16 protein-coding genes and 1 tRNA gene are annotated in these 15,699 nt (G+C 73.1%); 8 read left to right on the forward strand and 9 right to left on the reverse strand.

Going from position 1 to position 15,699, the window contains the following annotated elements; genetic code table 11:
- The first annotated feature begins 177 nt into the window (after positions 1 to 177).
- Both H1A17_RS06460 and H1A17_RS06465 read left to right on the forward strand, forming a co-directional pair.
- Positions 178 to 816 carry a hypothetical protein gene (locus H1A17_RS06460; protein WP_194821366.1) on the forward strand — a complete coding sequence of 213 codons (639 nt, stop codon included), beginning with the start codon at positions 178 to 180 and terminating at the stop codon, positions 814 to 816.
- A gap of 423 nt (positions 817 to 1,239) precedes the next feature.
- Positions 1,240 to 1,683 (forward strand): HNH endonuclease, encoded by a 444-nt coding sequence (locus H1A17_RS06465; protein ID WP_145922035.1) that lies wholly within the window; start codon positions 1,240 to 1,242, stop codon positions 1,681 to 1,683.
- Positions 1,684 to 1,832: 149 nt separating this feature from the next.
- On the opposite strand, the gene H1A17_RS06470 is transcribed toward H1A17_RS06465, so the two are convergent.
- Positions 1,833 to 2,597, reverse strand: coding sequence for an enoyl-CoA hydratase/isomerase family protein (locus H1A17_RS06470; RefSeq protein WP_194821367.1), 765 nt, complete (start codon positions 2,595 to 2,597; stop codon positions 1,833 to 1,835).
- A gap of 105 nt (positions 2,598 to 2,702) precedes the next feature.
- The gene (locus tag H1A17_RS06475; protein ID WP_194821368.1) at positions 2,703 to 5,090 is read right to left on the reverse strand and encodes a M4 family metallopeptidase; all 2,388 of its coding nucleotides are present in this window, start codon (positions 5,088 to 5,090) and stop codon (positions 2,703 to 2,705) included.
- 168 nt (positions 5,091 to 5,258) lie between these two features.
- Between H1A17_RS06475 and H1A17_RS06480 the strand changes: the two genes are divergently transcribed.
- Both H1A17_RS06480 and H1A17_RS06485 read left to right on the forward strand, forming a co-directional pair.
- Positions 5,259 to 5,792, forward strand: coding sequence for a hypothetical protein (locus H1A17_RS06480; protein ID WP_194821369.1), 534 nt, complete (start codon positions 5,259 to 5,261; stop codon positions 5,790 to 5,792).
- A 130-nt stretch (positions 5,793 to 5,922) separates the two neighbouring features.
- Complete coding sequence (locus H1A17_RS06485; RefSeq protein ID WP_194821370.1) at positions 5,923 to 6,552, forward strand: hypothetical protein; 630 nt, start codon at positions 5,923 to 5,925, stop codon at positions 6,550 to 6,552.
- Positions 6,553 to 6,572: 20 nt separating this feature from the next.
- On the opposite strand, the gene H1A17_RS06490 is transcribed toward H1A17_RS06485, so the two are convergent.
- The 5 genes from H1A17_RS06490 to H1A17_RS06510 form a co-directional block, all read right to left on the reverse strand.
- Positions 6,573 to 7,007, reverse strand: coding sequence for an ASCH domain-containing protein (locus tag H1A17_RS06490; protein WP_205789281.1), 435 nt, complete (start codon positions 7,005 to 7,007; stop codon positions 6,573 to 6,575).
- 58 nt (positions 7,008 to 7,065) lie between these two features.
- Positions 7,066 to 7,485: a VOC family protein gene (locus H1A17_RS06495; protein WP_145922041.1), complete on the reverse strand. Its 420-nt coding sequence runs from the start codon at positions 7,483 to 7,485 to the stop codon at positions 7,066 to 7,068.
- A gap of 35 nt (positions 7,486 to 7,520) precedes the next feature.
- Positions 7,521 to 7,925 (reverse strand): helix-turn-helix domain-containing protein, encoded by a 405-nt coding sequence (locus H1A17_RS06500; RefSeq protein ID WP_194821371.1) that lies wholly within the window; start codon positions 7,923 to 7,925, stop codon positions 7,521 to 7,523.
- Positions 7,926 to 7,963: 38 nt separating this feature from the next.
- Complete coding sequence (locus tag H1A17_RS06505) at positions 7,964 to 8,698, reverse strand: hypothetical protein (RefSeq protein WP_194821372.1); 735 nt, start codon at positions 8,696 to 8,698, stop codon at positions 7,964 to 7,966.
- Between the two features lie 331 nt (positions 8,699 to 9,029).
- Positions 9,030 to 9,106, reverse strand: a tRNA-Thr gene (locus H1A17_RS06510).
- Positions 9,107 to 9,473: 367 nt separating this feature from the next.
- On the opposite strand from H1A17_RS06510, the gene H1A17_RS06515 reads away from it, so the two are divergent.
- Positions 9,474 to 10,565 (forward strand): ABC transporter ATP-binding protein, encoded by a 1,092-nt coding sequence (locus tag H1A17_RS06515; protein WP_088643228.1) that lies wholly within the window; start codon positions 9,474 to 9,476, stop codon positions 10,563 to 10,565.
- A gap of 86 nt (positions 10,566 to 10,651) precedes the next feature.
- Here the strand turns inward: H1A17_RS06515 and rlmB are convergent, their stop codons facing one another.
- Together rlmB and cysS are read right to left on the reverse strand one after the other, a co-directional pair.
- Positions 10,652 to 11,797, reverse strand: coding sequence for a 23S rRNA (guanosine(2251)-2'-O)-methyltransferase RlmB (gene rlmB / locus H1A17_RS06520; RefSeq protein ID WP_194821373.1), 1,146 nt, complete (start codon positions 11,795 to 11,797; stop codon positions 10,652 to 10,654).
- Positions 11,797 to 13,212, reverse strand: a complete 1,416-nt coding sequence (cysS, locus tag H1A17_RS06525) for a cysteine--tRNA ligase (protein WP_145922045.1) — start codon at positions 13,210 to 13,212, stop codon at positions 11,797 to 11,799. Before cysS ends, rlmB begins: the two co-directional genes overlap by 1 nt.
- Before the next feature lie 63 nt (positions 13,213 to 13,275).
- Here cysS and H1A17_RS06530 point away from each other — a divergent pair, with 63 nt between their 5' ends.
- From H1A17_RS06530 to H1A17_RS06540, 3 genes are all read left to right on the forward strand, one after another.
- Positions 13,276 to 13,953 carry an IclR family transcriptional regulator gene (locus tag H1A17_RS06530; RefSeq protein ID WP_240762436.1) on the forward strand — a complete coding sequence of 226 codons (678 nt, stop codon included), beginning with the start codon at positions 13,276 to 13,278 and terminating at the stop codon, positions 13,951 to 13,953.
- A gap of 289 nt (positions 13,954 to 14,242) precedes the next feature.
- Positions 14,243 to 14,653: a hypothetical protein gene (locus H1A17_RS06535; protein WP_194821374.1), complete on the forward strand. Its 411-nt coding sequence runs from the start codon at positions 14,243 to 14,245 to the stop codon at positions 14,651 to 14,653.
- Between the two features lie 347 nt (positions 14,654 to 15,000).
- On the forward strand, positions 15,001 to 15,537 hold the full coding sequence (locus tag H1A17_RS06540; protein WP_194821375.1) for an endonuclease domain-containing protein: 537 nt from the start codon (positions 15,001 to 15,003) through the stop codon (positions 15,535 to 15,537).
- Positions 15,538 to 15,699 lie beyond the last annotated feature (162 nt).

Here is a 15,699-nt window from a genome sequence, read left to right on the forward strand (position 1 = left end):
GTCGGGGCCGAGCTGCCAGGTGATTTTTAGTCATCGGGCGGCCACCGAGGTCTACACCCTTCCCCTGCCCCCCGGTCTTCCGATCTCCCCCGTCGGCCCGCCCCGCCGGCCGGCCCGGGTTCGCGCCGCGGCTGGCGACGCTGGGGGCTGCCGGCGGGGATCGCCGTACTGCTGCTGGTGATCGTCGGTACGGTGGCCGTGCTCTCCTGGCCGACGGACCGTACGCCGGACGCGCAAGGTGCCTCCCCGACGACCTCCGTCGACGCCGCGTCGGGCGGCCCCACCGGCACGTCGACCCCGGTCGGGTCCACGCCCACCGTCGGTCCGTCCGGGGCGACGCCCACCACCACCCCGGCGACCCCGGACCCGGGTCCGGACGGGCCGACGGCCGGCCCCGCGCCCACCCCCACGCCCGGACCGACGCCGACCAGGGGGCCGGTGGGGCCGGACTGGGTGCCGCCGGCGGGCGCACCGCACTGGACCCTGCTCGCCGAGGACTCGGTCTATTTCCTGCCGAGGCCCCGGGTAGCGCGGGGCACCGGCGCGGGCACCCTGATCTTCCAGGCGCAGCACCACCAGCTCGCCCTCTACAACTGGACCGACGACCCGACCGACCTCAGCTACGAGGGCTGCCGGAATCCGAAGGCGCAGCGGTATCCGAGCATCGACCTCGAACAGCTCGAACCCACCCCGGTCACCTACTGCCAGCCCGACCCGGGCGACCCGACGGTGGTCAACTACGTCCGGATCGACCGCAACCGCTACCAGGCGACGCCGGCCTCGGTCGACGTCACCGTCTGGTCGGTCCGCTCCTGACCGACCACCGCCTCCCGGTCCCGTGGGTCGTGGCGGGGAGCGGCCCGCCTCCCGTCACGGTCGTGCAGGGGTACGGGCGGTGGCGGGTGGCATCGAAATGCGTTGCCCGCTCGCACCGCCGCGCATAGCGTGATCCGCGCAAGGTCAACCAGTCGAACCGGGAGCACGCCATGACGTCGCCGCACCTCACCAGCGCGTGGCCGACGCTACCCGTCGACGGTGATCGAGCCGAACATCCCCGGGACGGGAATCCCGACTGACGCGTGCCCGTACGCGCCGGCCGCCCCGTCCCACCCGAGGACCGGGCGGCCTTCGTCGTCCGGGCCGACCTCCGGCGGCGGACTCGTCCGGGCCGGCCGCACTCCGGACGGGTGACTCCGCCCGCCGGCCCGATCGACCCACCGACCGCGAAGGGAGAGCCCGGTGGACGCCGTCCTCGTCATCAACGCCGACCTCGGCCCGCTGCACCGGGTCACCGTCCAACACGCGATCCGGATGCTGTGCCGTCGGGTCGCCGAGATCCACGAGGCCGAGCCGGACCGGGTGATCGGGATCTTCCCCGTCCCCCGGGTGGTCCGCCTCGTCCGGTACGTCGTCACCCGCTGGCGGTTCAGCGCCGGCCCGGCCTGGTCCCGGGCGGGGGTGCTGCGCCGCGACGGTGGGCGGTGCGGGTACTGCGGCGCTCCGGCCAGCACCGTCGACCACGTGCTGCCCCGTTCACGCGGCGGCGGCAACACCTGGCGGAACACCACCGCCGCCTGTTACCCGTGCAACCAGCGCAAGGGTGACCGGACCCCGGCCGAGGCGGACATGCCGCTGCGGCGGGAACCGGCGACGCCGAGTTGGGCGAGCCTCGCCGGGCGGTGACCGGACCGGCCGGCGGGCACAGGGGGTCGCGTCGGGTACGCCCGGTGCGACGCCCGCCGGCCCCACCGCCCTCATGATCGACTCACTGTCGCCGAGGTAGCGGTATCCGCTGGCTCGGATACCGCTACGTCACCGCCGGTGCGGCCGGGTCACTGACCACCGGACGGGGACCAGGGAAAGTCGGGCGGACGCCGTTCGTGGTGGGCGGCGACCCCCTCGCGGGCCTCGCCGCTGTCCTGCACCTTCCGGTGCCACCAGGCGATCCGGGCCGGCCCGGCCCGGTCGTCGATGATCTCCTTGGCGGCGGCGATGCTGAGCTGGGAGCGGGCGGCGATGGCGGCGGTGATCGCGGAGACCCGGCCGGGCAGGTCGTCGACCACCTCGTCGGCCAGGCCGACCCGCAGCGCCCGTTCGGCGTCGATCAGTTCGGCGGTGAAGATCAGGAACTTGGCCGTGGACGGGCCGACGAGCCGGGTCAGCCGCCGGGTGGCCGGTGCCGGGTAGACCAGCCCGAGCCGGGCCGGCGGCACCCCGAACCGGGCGTCCGGGGCGGCGATCCGCAGGTCGCAGGCGACCGCGAGCAGGCAGCCACCGCCGACGCAGGGGCCCTGCACCGCCGCGACGGTGGGCTTGGCGAACGCGGCCAACCGTTCCTCGGCGGCGACCGCGATGCCCGCGTCCCCGTTCGCGTCCAGCAGTTCGTCGAGGTCACCGAGATCGGCACCGGCGCAGAACGCCCCGTCGGCGCCGGTGAGCACCAGGGCGCGCACGGCCGGGTCGGCCTCCAGCCCGTCCAGCAGCACGGGCAGCCGCCGCCACATGGCCGGCGTCATCGCGTTGCGCCGGCCGGGGTTACGGATCGTCACCGTCGCCACCGCGCCGGTCACCCCGACGGTCAACTCCGCGTCCGACACCGTCGCACCCCTCTCGTCGTGTCACCGGTGCGGCGACCATAACGGCGCGGGCCCGACGACCACCCGGGAGGGGTGGCCGCCGGGCCCACCGACGCAGGGGTCAGGTCAGGACACGTCGAGCGCGGTGTCGTCGACCACGAAGGACGTCCGCAGCGAGGCGTCCTCGGTGCCGGTGAACTTCAGGGTCACGCTCTGGCCGGCGTACGCGGCCAGCGAGAACGAACGCTGGGTGTACCCGGTGGCCTTGTTCAGGTTCGAGTAGGTCGCCAGGGTCGCCAGCACGGTGCCGGAGGAGTTCAGCACCTGCACGGTCAGCTTGTCGTACGCGGTGGTCGTGGTGACCTCCCGCGAGTCGATGTGCAGCCAGAAGCTGAAGTTGTACGTCGCGCAGCCGGCCGGCAGGCTCACCGACTGGGAGAGCGTCTCGGTCAGGGTGCCACCGGTGCCGCCCAGCCAGGCGTTCCAGGTGCCCCCGTGGGTGGGCTGGCTGGCGCCGTTCTGCCCGATGACGCCCGTGCTGGCCGACCAGACCGTGTTGCCGGACTCGAAGCCGGGGTTGCCCAGCAGCTGGCCGGCGGTGCAGCTGCCACCGACGCTGCTCACGGTCAGCGCGTAGCTGGCCGAGTGGGCCACCGCGCCGGTGCCGGTGACCGTCACCGTGTAGCTGCCGGCCGGGGTGCCGGCCGAGGTGGCGATGGTCAGGGTCGACGCGGCGCCCGAGGTCACCGAGGCGGGGCTGAACGTCGCGGTCGCGCCGGTCGGCAGGCCGGACGCGGAGAACGTCACGGTCTGCGCGGTGCCGCTGGTGGTCGCGGTGGTGACGGTGGTGGCGACCGAACCGCCCGCGGTCACCGAGCCGGAGGTCGGGGAGAGCGTGACGGAGAAGTCGTTACCGGTCGAGGAGCAGGGGGCGTCGCTGCCGGAGACGGCCACCGCGGTCCACGCCGCCTGGACGGCCTTGTACTCGGTGGAGCAGCTGCCGTACAGGTCGGTCGCCGCCTTGAGGCTGTACGCGCGGGCGGTGTTGGCCGGGGTGCTGGTGTTGACGTACGACGTGTTGGAGGTGAAGTACACGTCCAGGGCGCGGAACCAGATCTTCTCGGCCTTCTCCCGGCCGATGCCGGTGACCGCCGGGGCGGAGCCGCAGACCGGCGAGGTGCCGTACGACGTCGCGCCGGTGCCCTCGGCGAGGTTGAAGAAGAAGTGGTTGCCGACGCCGGAGGAGTAGTGCACGTCCTTGTTCTTGGTGCTGGTGGTCCAGCAGGAGTCGGACGAGCCGTCCAGCGACGGGTTGTACATGTAGCGCAGCGGGGTGCCGTTGCCGTTGATGTTGATCTTCTCGCCGACCTGGTAGTCGCCCGGGTCGCTCGGCGCGGCGGCGTAGAACTCGACCATGTTGCCGAAGATGTCGCTGGTGGACTCGTTGAGGCCGCCCGACTCGCCGGAGTAGACCAGGCCGGAGACGGCCTCGGTGACGCCGTGGCTCATCTCGTGGCCGGCCACGTCGAGGGAGACCAGCGGCCGGGAGTTGCTGGCGCCGTCGCCGTAGGTCATCTGGGCGCCGTCCCAGAAGGCGTTGATGTAGTTGCGGCCGTAGTGCACCCGGCTCGGCACGCCCGCGCCGTTGCCGAAGATGCCGTTGCGGCCGTGCACGTTCTTGAAGTAGTCGAACGTCTTGGCCGCGCCGAAGTGGGCGTCGACGCCGGCGGACTGCCGGTTGGCGTTGGTGCCGTCGCCCCAGGCGTTGTCGGCGTCGGTGAACGTGGTGCAGGTGGTGGTGCCGTTGTTCATGTCGCAGGTGCGGCCGTTGCCGTGCGACGGGTCGATCATCTGGTAGGTGCTGCCGGAGAGCGTGGTGTCGATGCTGACCGAGCCGGTGTAGATGCCCTGCCCGCTGCCGACCACCGACTCGATCTCGTCGTGCGCGCCGATGACCCGGCCGGTGACGGCGTCGGTGATCACGTGCAGCTTCGACGGGGTCTGCTGGTCGGCCTTCCAGCCGGACAGCACGGTCTCCCAGGCGAGCCGACCCTTGCCGGAGGTGGCGTCGACGAAGAGTTCCGGCGTACCCACCTCGGTGATCGTGCCGGAGAACGCCTTGCGGGCCGTCGCGCCGGCCGCCGCCGGGCTGATCTTGGCGGTGGTGCCGAGGGTCAGCGGGGCGGCCAGGCCGACCGAGGTGCCGGCGAGGGTGCCGTTGGGCGCGGTGTGGATGACGAAGTCACCGCCGTACACCCGCAGCCCCTGGTAGGTACGGGTGTAGCGGGTGTGCGCGGCGCCGTTGGCATCGACCTTGGTGCGGACCGCCTGGTACGCCTCCGCGCTGGTGCCCTGGACCGCGCCCGGGTTGCTGCGCAGCAGGCTCTCGGCGCGGGCGGCGGGGGCGGCATCGGGGGCGGGGGCGGGGGGAGCCGCGTGCGCTGCGGTGGCGACGCAGGTCAGCATTCCGCTGGTGAGCAGAGCTGCGCTGACGGCGGCGAGGGGTCTTTTCACGTGCCCTCCTGGCAAGGGAAAGATGTGACGGGGGTAGTCACGCATGTAGATATAGCGATACATCCGGGAAAAGAGAAGGGGTGGCGCGGTTCCATGACACGACACTGGCCGAACGGAGGACGGTTCTCACCGGGGGAACCGATTGACGTCGATGCGCGTCCGATCGGCATGAGATCATCCGCCCTGGTCCTGGCGGCCGTCACGGCCGCCGCCGCGCTACTGACCGGCTGCTCAGCGGCCGAGCCGGGAACCCCCGCGCCACCAGCGGCCACGACCGCGCCCACCCCCACCGGTAGCACCCCGACCGGGGCCGGGGCCAGCCCGGACGACCCCGACGCCCCGGACGCCGGGTCCACCGGCGTCGACCGGGTCACCCTGACCCGCTTCGGCGGCTTCGCCGGCAACCGGGACACGGTGACCGTCGAGCCCGACGGCCGGTGGACGACGACCGACCGGGCGGGCGCACGGCGGACCGGGCGGCTCGACGCGACGGCGCTCGACCGGCTGCGGACGCTCACCGGCCCGGCCACCCGCGCGGACGCCGGCGGCCCAGCCGACGACGGCTGCGCCGACACCTACCTCTACCAGCTCACCGTCGGGGCACGCCGGGTCGACTGGACCGACTGCCCGACCGGCCCGCAACCACCGGCCGCCGCGCAGGAACTCGCCGCCCTGCTGCTGAAGACCACCACGACCGGCTGACCGTGATCCGCACCCGACCAGCGGTCGCGTCGACCGGTGGCGTGGCTCACCCGGCCTGCCCGGCCGGACGGCGATCCGGGGTGACACCTGTCGGATAACCTACCCGCTGGAGAATCCCGCGAGGAGCGTTGTGCCCAAGAGACGACCCGCCGGTCCCGGCCACCCGCACGACCCGCGCCCGGCCGGCCCGCGCCGCCGGCCCGGACCGGTCGCGGTGCTGCCGGCGGTCGTCGCCACCGTCCTGGCCACGGGGTGCGCGGTCGCCGACGTCGAACGACCGACGCCGCCCACCCCGACACCGGTGGCGCGGACGTTACGGACCCCGGACACCCTGCTGGGGCTGCCCCGCTCGGGCACGCCGCTGCCCGCCGGACTGCCCCGGTTCCGGCTCAACGAGCTGACCCGCGAGGCCACCCCGGCCACCAGCACCGTCGAGGGGGTCTACGGGCGGGGTCGACCCACCCCGGAGACGATCGTGGTGAGCGCCGTCTCGGGCACCGTCGCCGACCCGCAGGCCACGCTGGCCCGGCTGCTCAAGCCGTACCGGATTCCGAAGCCCCGGTCGGTGGAGTTCGGCAGATACGGCGGCGAGGCCCGGTGCGGGCGCGGACGGACCGCCGACGAGGGCCACCTCACCGCCTGCGCCTGGGCCGATCCGGAGGTCGCCGGGGTGGTGGTCTTCCTGACCGCCACCAGGCAGCCGGACCGCAAGGAGGACTTCCTCACCATCCGGGACGAGCTGGAACAGCCTGCCGGCTGACCACCCTCCCGGGCTCCGGGTCAGCCGGTGACGCCCGGCACCACCCGGAAGCGTTCGGCGACGGCGAGGGTGTCGTCGTCCACCCGGAACCCGGGATCACCCAGCCAGCCCAGGTAGTCCGACCCGTGCCAGTAGTCCTCGTGGCCGGCCCGCCAGGCCGCCACCGAGTCGTACCCCTCCCCCTCGTCGCGGGCGTGGTCGAGGTCGACGTCCCCGAGCCGGACCACCCGCACCCCGGTCACCTCGATCACCGCGACCGGGCGGTCGGCGGAGTCGACCACCACCGCCCGGTCACCCACCGCCGGCAACGGCTCGCCGTCACGCTCGTAGTCCTGGAGCAGGCCCGTGGTGGTGGTCTTCGCCCCGCCGAGCACGGCGGCGACCAGTTGGTCACGCAACGGACCGGGAAAGGCGAACTCGCACTTCGGCAGGTCGGGAAAACTCGGCGTGGTCACCGGGCGACGGTAGCCCGGCGACCACGCCGCCCACACCCGCAATACCGACGTCGCCGGGTCAGGCCCGGGGGAACATCTGGCCGATCCGGATCCGGTTGCCGAACGGGTCACGGATGCCGAAGTCGATGCCGTACGGCCGCTCGGTCGGCTCGTCGGTGATGTCGACGCCCTTGGCGACCAGATCCTCGTACGTCTTGTGCGCGTCGTCGGTGGTGATGCTCAGCCACCCGCCGATCGCGCCCTTGGTCAGCAGCTCCCGGACCTGCTCGGCGGTCGCCGGGTCCAGCGCGGGCGGGCCGGGCTTCTCCAGCAGCACCTCGCGCTGCGGGTCGCCGGGCACGTTGACGGTCAGCCACCGCATGAAGCCCAGATCCTGGTCGGTGTTGACCTCGAAGCCCAGCTTGCCGACGTAGAAGTCGAGCGCCTCGTCCTGGTCGAGGACGTAGATCTGGGAGCGGGTGATCGCGTTCATCGTCATGCCCGGAACGCTATGCCAGGCCCCTGACCTGCTGCTTATCCAAAACTGCTGGGCCTGGTCCAGGCTTTGGTGAAGCAGCTCGGCACCGTCGTGTCGCCGGCCGACCGGCGGCTGCGGTACTCGCTCGGTGACTCGCCGACGATCTGCCGGAAGGTGCGGCTGAACGAGCCGAGACTGCTGAACCCGACGGCGAAACAGATGTCGGTGACGTCCCGGCCGGTCTCCACCAGCATCGACATCGCCCGTTCCACCCGACGTCGTTGCAGGTAGCGGTGCGGTGTCTCGCCGAAGGTGGCCCGGAAGGTACGGATGAAGTGCGCCTCGGACACCAGCGCGATCCGGGCCAGCGCCGGGATGTCCAGCGGTTCGGCGTACGCCCGGTCCATCGCGTCCCGGGCCCGCAGCATGGCCCGGTTCGACTGCTCCACCGCACGACTCATCGGCCCCCGCCCGTCGTCCTAGCTCCGCGCCGACCAGGCTACCCAGCCGGACCGACCGGCGGGGTCCCGCCGCGACCGGCGACCGGTGGGCCCTGCGGGGATCCGGAAGGCTCAGCAACCGCTCCACCGGAGACCTGCGGGCCGGCGGCCCTGCCGACGACCAGACCGTTGTCGGCGATCGCCTCGGGGACGACGCGGGTCACCGGGCCCGAGACGGCACTGCGCAGCGGAACCCGGCGATCAAGGTGATCGACCACCGAGTCGGAGAGCAGGCCACCGGCGGCTTTGACGCCCGTCATGGCGGTCAGTCCCGGCCTGACCGGGGTCGCTACCCCGGTGCGCAGGTCCCACCGCACCATCTGCCTGTACTCGCCGTCCGCCGTGTCGGCCACCTGGCCGATCGCCCAGTTCCCCCGGGCCGCCCGCACCGTCGACTTCACGGCCCCGGGCGCGGTGAGCCGGTCGATCCGCCCGTCGGGACGACGCACCCAGGCGACGGGCGGCGGGGTGACCCCGCGCCCGGCGGCACCACGCGCCCCGGCACCGTGCGACGAGCGGTCCTCCTCGGCGGGGACCTCACCGACGATGGTGCCGTCGTCGAGGACCGCCACCGGTATGCCGCCGGGCTCAAGAACCTCGACGGTGTCCGGCCGGTCGACCGGCCAGCGCAGGGTCACCGGTTCCTCCAGGTAACCGCCGTAGCCGACGATGTCCCTCGGCTGTTGACGGCCGTGACATAGCCGACGATCCCGTTCGGCGGCAGGGACGGCCACTCCACCCGGCCGTCCCGGTAGCGCCACGGTCGGTTGCCGGTGCTCGTGGAACCGTCGCCGACCGGGACGCCGTCCCGGTTGACGGCCACGAGCAGACCGGGTGATCTCGTCAACACGGTGACGCGCGGGCCGTCCCACCGCAGCAGCAGCGACTCCTGCCCCTGATCGGTGGCCCGCCGGCCGGTGCCGACGCTGGGTCCTCCCACTCAACCAGCTCGATCCGCATACCGGAAGTGACCGGTCGGTCACGCAAGCGGCGGCGGGAGCGTACGCCCGGCCGCTGTCGACGGATCGACAAGCGGCAACGCCAGTGGCGGCCGTGCTGTGGAATTGGAGCCCCCGGCCGGGATCGAACCGGCGACATCTCGCTTACAAGGCGAGTGCTCTGGCCAGCTGAGCTACAGGGGCGCGTGGTGCGAGGTCAGCATAGCGACTGACGTCGGGAAATCCCGGCCGGCAGGGTCCCCGAGCATGGAAAACGTCAATCTCACGCCCGCACCGCCGACGAATTGACGCGCCGGACCCCCGTCAGGCGAGGGGATTGATGCCCGGCCGTGCCCGCCTGACCGAAATGCGTATGCCGTCCGTCCCACTCGGTGTATCCCGTCTTGGCAGGGATGGAAATCCCGTTTACCGTGCAGTGACACGGATGACACCCGGGGTCGGCCACGGCTGCCCTCCGGATGTGGTCCGCGGGGTCGGCACCGTGGGTGCCGACAGCTCCTTCACTCGGATCGTCCGGCACGTTCCTGCCGGTGAAAGGAAGCGCACCACCATGGCTACGGTCACCTACGCGAAGGCGTCCCGGATCTACCCGGGCACCGAACGCCCCGCCGTCAACCAGCTCGACCTCCAGATCGGCGACGGGGAGTTCCTCGTCCTGGTCGGCCCGTCGGGTTGCGGCAAGTCCACCAGCCTGCGGATGCTCGCCGGCCTGGAGGACGTCGACGACGGCGCGATCTACATCGACGACCGGGACGTCACCCACCTCCCGCCGAAGGCCCGCGACATCGCGATGGTCTTCCAGAACTACGCCCTCTACCCGCACATGTCGGTGTACGAGAACATGGCGTTCGCCCTCAAGCTGCGCAAGACCCCGAAGGCCGAGATCGACCGGCGGGTCAAGGAAGCGGCCGGCCTGCTCCAACTGGAGGAGTACCTCAGCCGCAAGCCGAAGGCGCTCTCCGGTGGTCAGCGCCAGCGGGTCGCGATGGGCCGGGCGATCGTCCGCGAGCCGCAGGTCTTCCTCATGGACGAGCCGCTGTCGAACCTCGACGCCAAGCTCCGCGTGCAGACCCGTACCCAGATCGCCTCGCTCCAGGCGAAGCTGGGCATCACCACGGTCTACGTCACCCACGACCAGGTCGAGGCCATGACCATGGGCCACCGGGTGGCGGTCATGCTCGACGGCGTCCTCCAGCAGGTGGACACCCCGCGGGCGCTCTACGACACCCCGGCCAACGTGTTCGTCGCCGGCTTCATGGGCTCCCCCGCCATGAACATCAAGACCGTGCCGCTCAACGAGCGGGGTGCGGCCTTCGCCGAGATGCACATCCCGCTGACCCGCGAGCAGGTCGAGGCGGCCCGCAGCGAGGGTGGCGACAACCGGGTCACCGTCGGTTTCCGCCCGGAGGACTGCGACCTGGTCAGCCCGACCGAGGGCGGCATGCCGGTCGTGGTCGAGCTGGTCGAGGACCTCGGCTCGGACGCCAACGTCTACGGCCACGCCGCGCTGGAGGGCCACGAGGAGCGTTTCGTGGTCCGCACCGACCGGCGGAACATGCCGAACATGGGTGACACCGTGTTCGTCAAGCCGCGCGCCGGCCGCAGCCACGTCTTCAACGCGGCCACCGGCCACCGCATCTGATCCACCTGCGAAAGGGGCGGTCCGCTTCGGCGGGCCGCCCCTTTCGTCGTACGTCGTTCCCGGCACCTGCCGACGCCGGCAGCCGGTCAGCCCTCCACGGCGCGGCGGCGGGCCACCTCGGCGAGGGTGACGGCGGCGGCGACGCTGGCGTTCAACGACTCCACGTCCGAGATCATCGGGATGCTGACGGTCAGGTCACAGGTCTCCCCGACCAGCCGGGACAGCCCGCGCCCCTCGGAGCCGACCACCACGACCAGCGGACCGACGGCGGCCTCCAGGTCGTACAGGCCGGTGTCGCCGTCGGCATCCAGGCCGACCACCATGAAACCGGCGTCCTGACACGCCTTCAACGACCGGGTCAGGTTGGTGACCTGGGCGACCGGCACCCGCGCCGCCGCGCCGGCACTGGTCCGCCAGGCGGTCGCGGTGATCCCGGCGGCCCGCCGCTCCGGTACGAACACACCCTGCGCGCCGAACGCGGCGGCCGACCGGATCACCGCACCCAGGTTGCGCGGGTCGGTCACCCCGTCCAGCGCGACCAGCAGCGGGGCGGGCTGCTCCAGGGAGGCCGCCAGCAGGTCCTCGAACAGTTCGTAGGCGAACGGCGGCACCTGGAGACCGACACCCTGGTGCAGCACACCGCCGGTCATCCGGTCCAGCTCGGCCCGGCTGATCTCCAGGATGGCGATGCCCCGGTCGGCGGCCGTCCGGGTGATCTCGTTGACCCGGTCGTCGGCGTCGATGCCCTGCGCGGTGTAGAGGGCGGTCGCCGGCACCTGGGCACGCAGCGACTCCAGCACCGGGTTGCGGCCCACCAGCAGCTCCGGGCTGTCCCGCGACGGGTTCGACTTGCGCCCCGGCGCGACCCGGGGGCCACCGCGGCCCGCGCCCGTGCCACCCCGGCCGGCCGCGCCGCCTCGGCCACCACCGCCGGCCCGGACGGGGGCGACGCCCCGGGTGCCCCTGCCCCAGGTGGTGTCCTTGGTGCCCGGCTGGCCGATCTTGGGAGCGCGGCCCTCCTCGGCCGCCGCCCGGCGCTCCTTGTCCTGCTTCCAGGCGGTGCGCTGGGGCAGCTTCTCGGTCCCCGAGTACGCCTTGTGCCAGGGACGCTCGTCGGCGGGCAGGGTCTTGCCCCGGCCCGCGAGGGAATCCTTGTTCTTGCCGCCGGAGCCCTTGGGGGCACCCGCCTTCGACGTCAGTCGCCGGCCACGGCGCTGCGAGTTGCCGGCCATCAGTCCTGCTCTCCAATAGTCCAACGGGGGCCCTGCGGGGTGTCCTCGACCACCACGCCGGCCTGTTTGAGCTGGTCGCGTACGGCGTCCGCAGCGGTCCAGTCCTTGCGGCTGCGGGCCTGCGCGCGCTGCTCCAGGGCCAGCGCGACCAGGGAGTCCACCACGCCCCGCAGGTCGTCGACGCGCCCGCCGCCGGTCCAGGCCGGGTCGAGGGGGTCGACGCCGAGGATATCCAGCATCGCCCGGGTGGCGGCGAGGGTGGTGCGGACCGTCACATCGTCGCCGTCGGCCAACGCGGTGTTGCCGTCACGCAGCGTGGCCTGGAGGACGGCGAGCGCGGCGGAGGTGTTCAGGTCGTCGTCCATCGCGGCCACGAACCCGGCGGGCAGTTCCCCGAGCTGCCCCGCGCCGACCCGCTCCACGGCCCGCTGGACGAACCCCTCGATCCGCCGGTACGCCACCGCGGCCTCGCGCAGCGCGTCCTCCGAGTAGTCGATCCGGGACCGGTAGTGCGCCGCCGCGTAGTAGTAGCGCAGCTCCACCGGGCGCACCCCGAGCGAGTCGACGTAGTCGAGGTCGAGGGCGTTGCCGAGCGACTTGCCCATCTTGGCGCCGCCGATGCTGAGCAGCCCGTGGTGCACCCACCAGCGGGCGAAGGGCAGCCCGGCGGCCTGCGACTGGGCGATCTCGTTCTCGTGGTGCGGGAAGGTCAGGTCGAGCCCGCCGCCGTGGATGTCGAACTCCGCGCCGAGGTAACGCAGGCACATCGCCGAGCACTCGATGTGCCAGCCGGGACGGCCCCGGCCCCACGGGGAGGGCCAGTAGGCGTCGGCCGGCTCGTCCGGCTTGACGCCCTTCCACAGCGCGAAGTCCCGGGGGTCCCGCTTGCCGCGCTCCGGGGCGTCCCCGGCGGACTGCATGTCGTCCGGCGACTGGCCGGACAGCGACCCGTACGCCGGCCAGGAGGCCACGTCGAAGTAGACGTCACCGGACCCGTCGGTGGCCGGGTAGGCGTGACCGGTTTCGATCAGCCGGGCGATCAGCTCGTGCATCTCCGGGATGTGCCCGGTCGCCCTCGGCTCGTACGTCGGCGGCAGCACGTTCAACGCCCGGTAGGACCGGGCCAGGACCAGCTCGTTGGCGTACGCGATGGACCAGAACGGGCGGCCCTGCTCCTGCGCCTTGACGAGGATCTTGTCGTCGATGTCGGTCACGTTGCGGATGAAGGTGACCTCGAAGCCGGCGGCCGACAGCCAACGCCGCAACACGTCGTAGTTGACGCCGGAGCGAAGGTGACCGATGTGCGGCGGCGCCTGGAGGGTGAGACCACACAGGTAGACCCCCACCTTGCCGGTTTCCCGCGGAACGAAGTCCCGCACCGATCGGGCGGCGGTGTCATACAGGCGTAGCGTCACCGTACCAGGGTAGCTGTCCGTGCTTTCCCGGGTCGGCCCGAGCCGGGTCGTACGCTGCCTGCTGTGGAGACGACGGCGGCCCCCGGCGAGCCGGGCAACCAGGTGCCTGCGGGTGGCGAGACGGCGCAGACCCTGGACCGGGGCCTGCGCCTGCTGCACCTGGTGGCCGACGCGTCGGCCGGATTGACCATCACCGAGGCCGCCCACCGGCTCGGCATCGGCCGGGCCGCCGTCTACCGGCTGGTGAGCGCGCTGACCGGACACGGGATGCTGCGTCGGGGCGGCGACGGCCGGCTGCGCCTCGGCGTCGGCGTGCTGCACCTGGCCCGACGCGCCCAGCCGCTGCTGGCCGAGGGGGCCCTGCCCGCCCTGCGCCGGCTCGCCGAACAGACCGGGGCGACCGCGCACCTGACCGTGGTGGAGGGCGGCGAGGGGGTCGCCCTGGCCGTGGTCGAGCCGAGCTGGACGTCGTTCCACGTGGCGTACCGGCCGGGGGCCCGGCACCCGCTGGAACGCGGGGCCGCCGGGCGGGCCGTCCTCGCCGGGCGGGCCGGCCACGCGGGCCCGGTGAGCACCGCCGGGGAACTCCAGGCCGGGGCGTACGGGGTGGCCGCGCCGGTGCTCGGGGTGCCCGGCCTGGAGGCGAGCGTCGGGGTGATCTCGCTGGCCCCGCTGCCGGTCGACACGGTCGGCCCGCAGGTCACCGCCGCCGCCCGGACCATCGCCACCGCCCTGTCCTGACCCTCCCGGCCCCGGGGATGATCGACTCACGTGGGCCTTGGTAGCGGTCTCCCGCCGAGTCGCACCCCGCAACTTCGGCCCAGGTGAGTCGATCAAGACGCGCCATCGCCGGCCGCCCACCTGTCCGCGCGACGGAAGGGGGCGGCTGGATCGTGGGCGGCGGATCGGTTGCGCCGCCTTACCACATGGCACGGTGTGAGGGGGCTTGTCCACAGGGGCGGGGGGCGCGGGCGGGCGCGGTTGTCCACAGGGGTGTCGCCGGACGGCCAGGCGGCCCGAGGCTGGTGTCATGCCACCTCAACCGCATCGGCCGGAGGCCCTCGCCTGGCAGGTGTTCCGCGGCTCGGACGCGATCCGGCGCGGCCTGCTCACCCGACACCAACTACGCGGGGCAGCCTGGCTCCGCCTCGGTCACGACGTGTACGCCGACGCCCGCCTCGACCGGGACCACGCCCTGATCTGCCGCGCCGCCATCCTCCGGATGCCCGCCGGATCGGTCATCGCCGGCCCGTCGGCGGCGTACCTGCACGGGGTGGAGCACGCCGCCGGCTTCGGTGACGAGGTGCACGTGCTCGTGCCCCGGGCGGCGCGGGTCGGCTCCCAGGGAGCCACCACGGTCACCTCCCCCGGTGGCGCCCGGCTCCGCTCCGCCGGTGGGTCCGGCTCGGCTCCCCGGGTGGTATCCGGGTGCACTCGGTAGCCGACCCCGGCGGACCGGCCGGGTCCCGGCGACCGCCCCCGTCCGACCATCACCCTGAAGCCACCCCACTCGACCTCCCCGGAACCGCCAGGTTGGACCTACCCGGAACCGCCCGGCCCGACCTCCAGGCGACCACCCGACCCGACCTACCCGGAACCGCCCGGCCCGACCTCCATGCGACCACCCGGCACGACCTCCCCGGGACCGCCAGGCACGACCCCCCTCAGACCACCCGACCCGACCTCCCTCGGACCACCAGGCTCGACCTCCCTGGGACCACCAGGCTCGACCGCTCTGCAGCCGTCCCACCCGGGCTGCCTGCGGCCACCACGCTCGGTCCGCCTCTGATGCCGCTCAGCCCGCCCCGGTCGTCTCCTGCGCTCGCCGCCTGGGAGACAGCGGCGTGGCTGGAGCCGGTCCGCGCGGTGGGGATCGTCGACGCACTGCTCGGTGGCGGCCTGACCAGCCCGGCCGCGCTCGCCGAGATCGCGCAGCGGTTCGCCGACCGGCGGGGCGGTCGACGGGCCAGCCGGGTCTTCGCCCTGGCCGACCCGGCCGCACAGTCGCCACCCGAGTCGCACCTGCGGGTCCGGCTCGTACTGGCCGGCCTGCCCCGGCCCGTCGCGCAGCATCCCGTACGGCTGCCGTCCGGTCTGGTGTTGCATCCCGATCTGGCGTGGCCGGAGTTCGGGGTGGCGGTGGAGTACGACGGCCACTGGCACACCGACCCGGACCAGATGCACCGGGACCGCCGCCGGCTCAACCAGTTGGTCGCTGCCGGCTGGGTCGTGCTGCATGTGACCAGCCGTCGCCTGCGGGACGACTTCCCCGCCGTGCTCCGCGAGGTGCGCGACGTCCTCGCCCAACGGGGTTGGCGCCGATGATCCACTCCCTTGGGCCGATGTTGCGGTATCCCGCCCACCCCGACACCGCAATATCGCCCCCCTTGAGTCGATCATCGACGGACCACGACCGGCCAGGGCGGGACGCGGAGGGGCCCGGACGACCTCCGTCGTCCGGGCCCCTCCTGGGAACGTCGAGCGTCA

Source organism: Micromonospora sp. S-DT3-3-22, assembly GCF_015354745.1.
GTDB classification, from domain to species: domain Bacteria; phylum Actinomycetota; class Actinomycetes; order Mycobacteriales; family Micromonosporaceae; genus Micromonospora; species Micromonospora wenchangensis.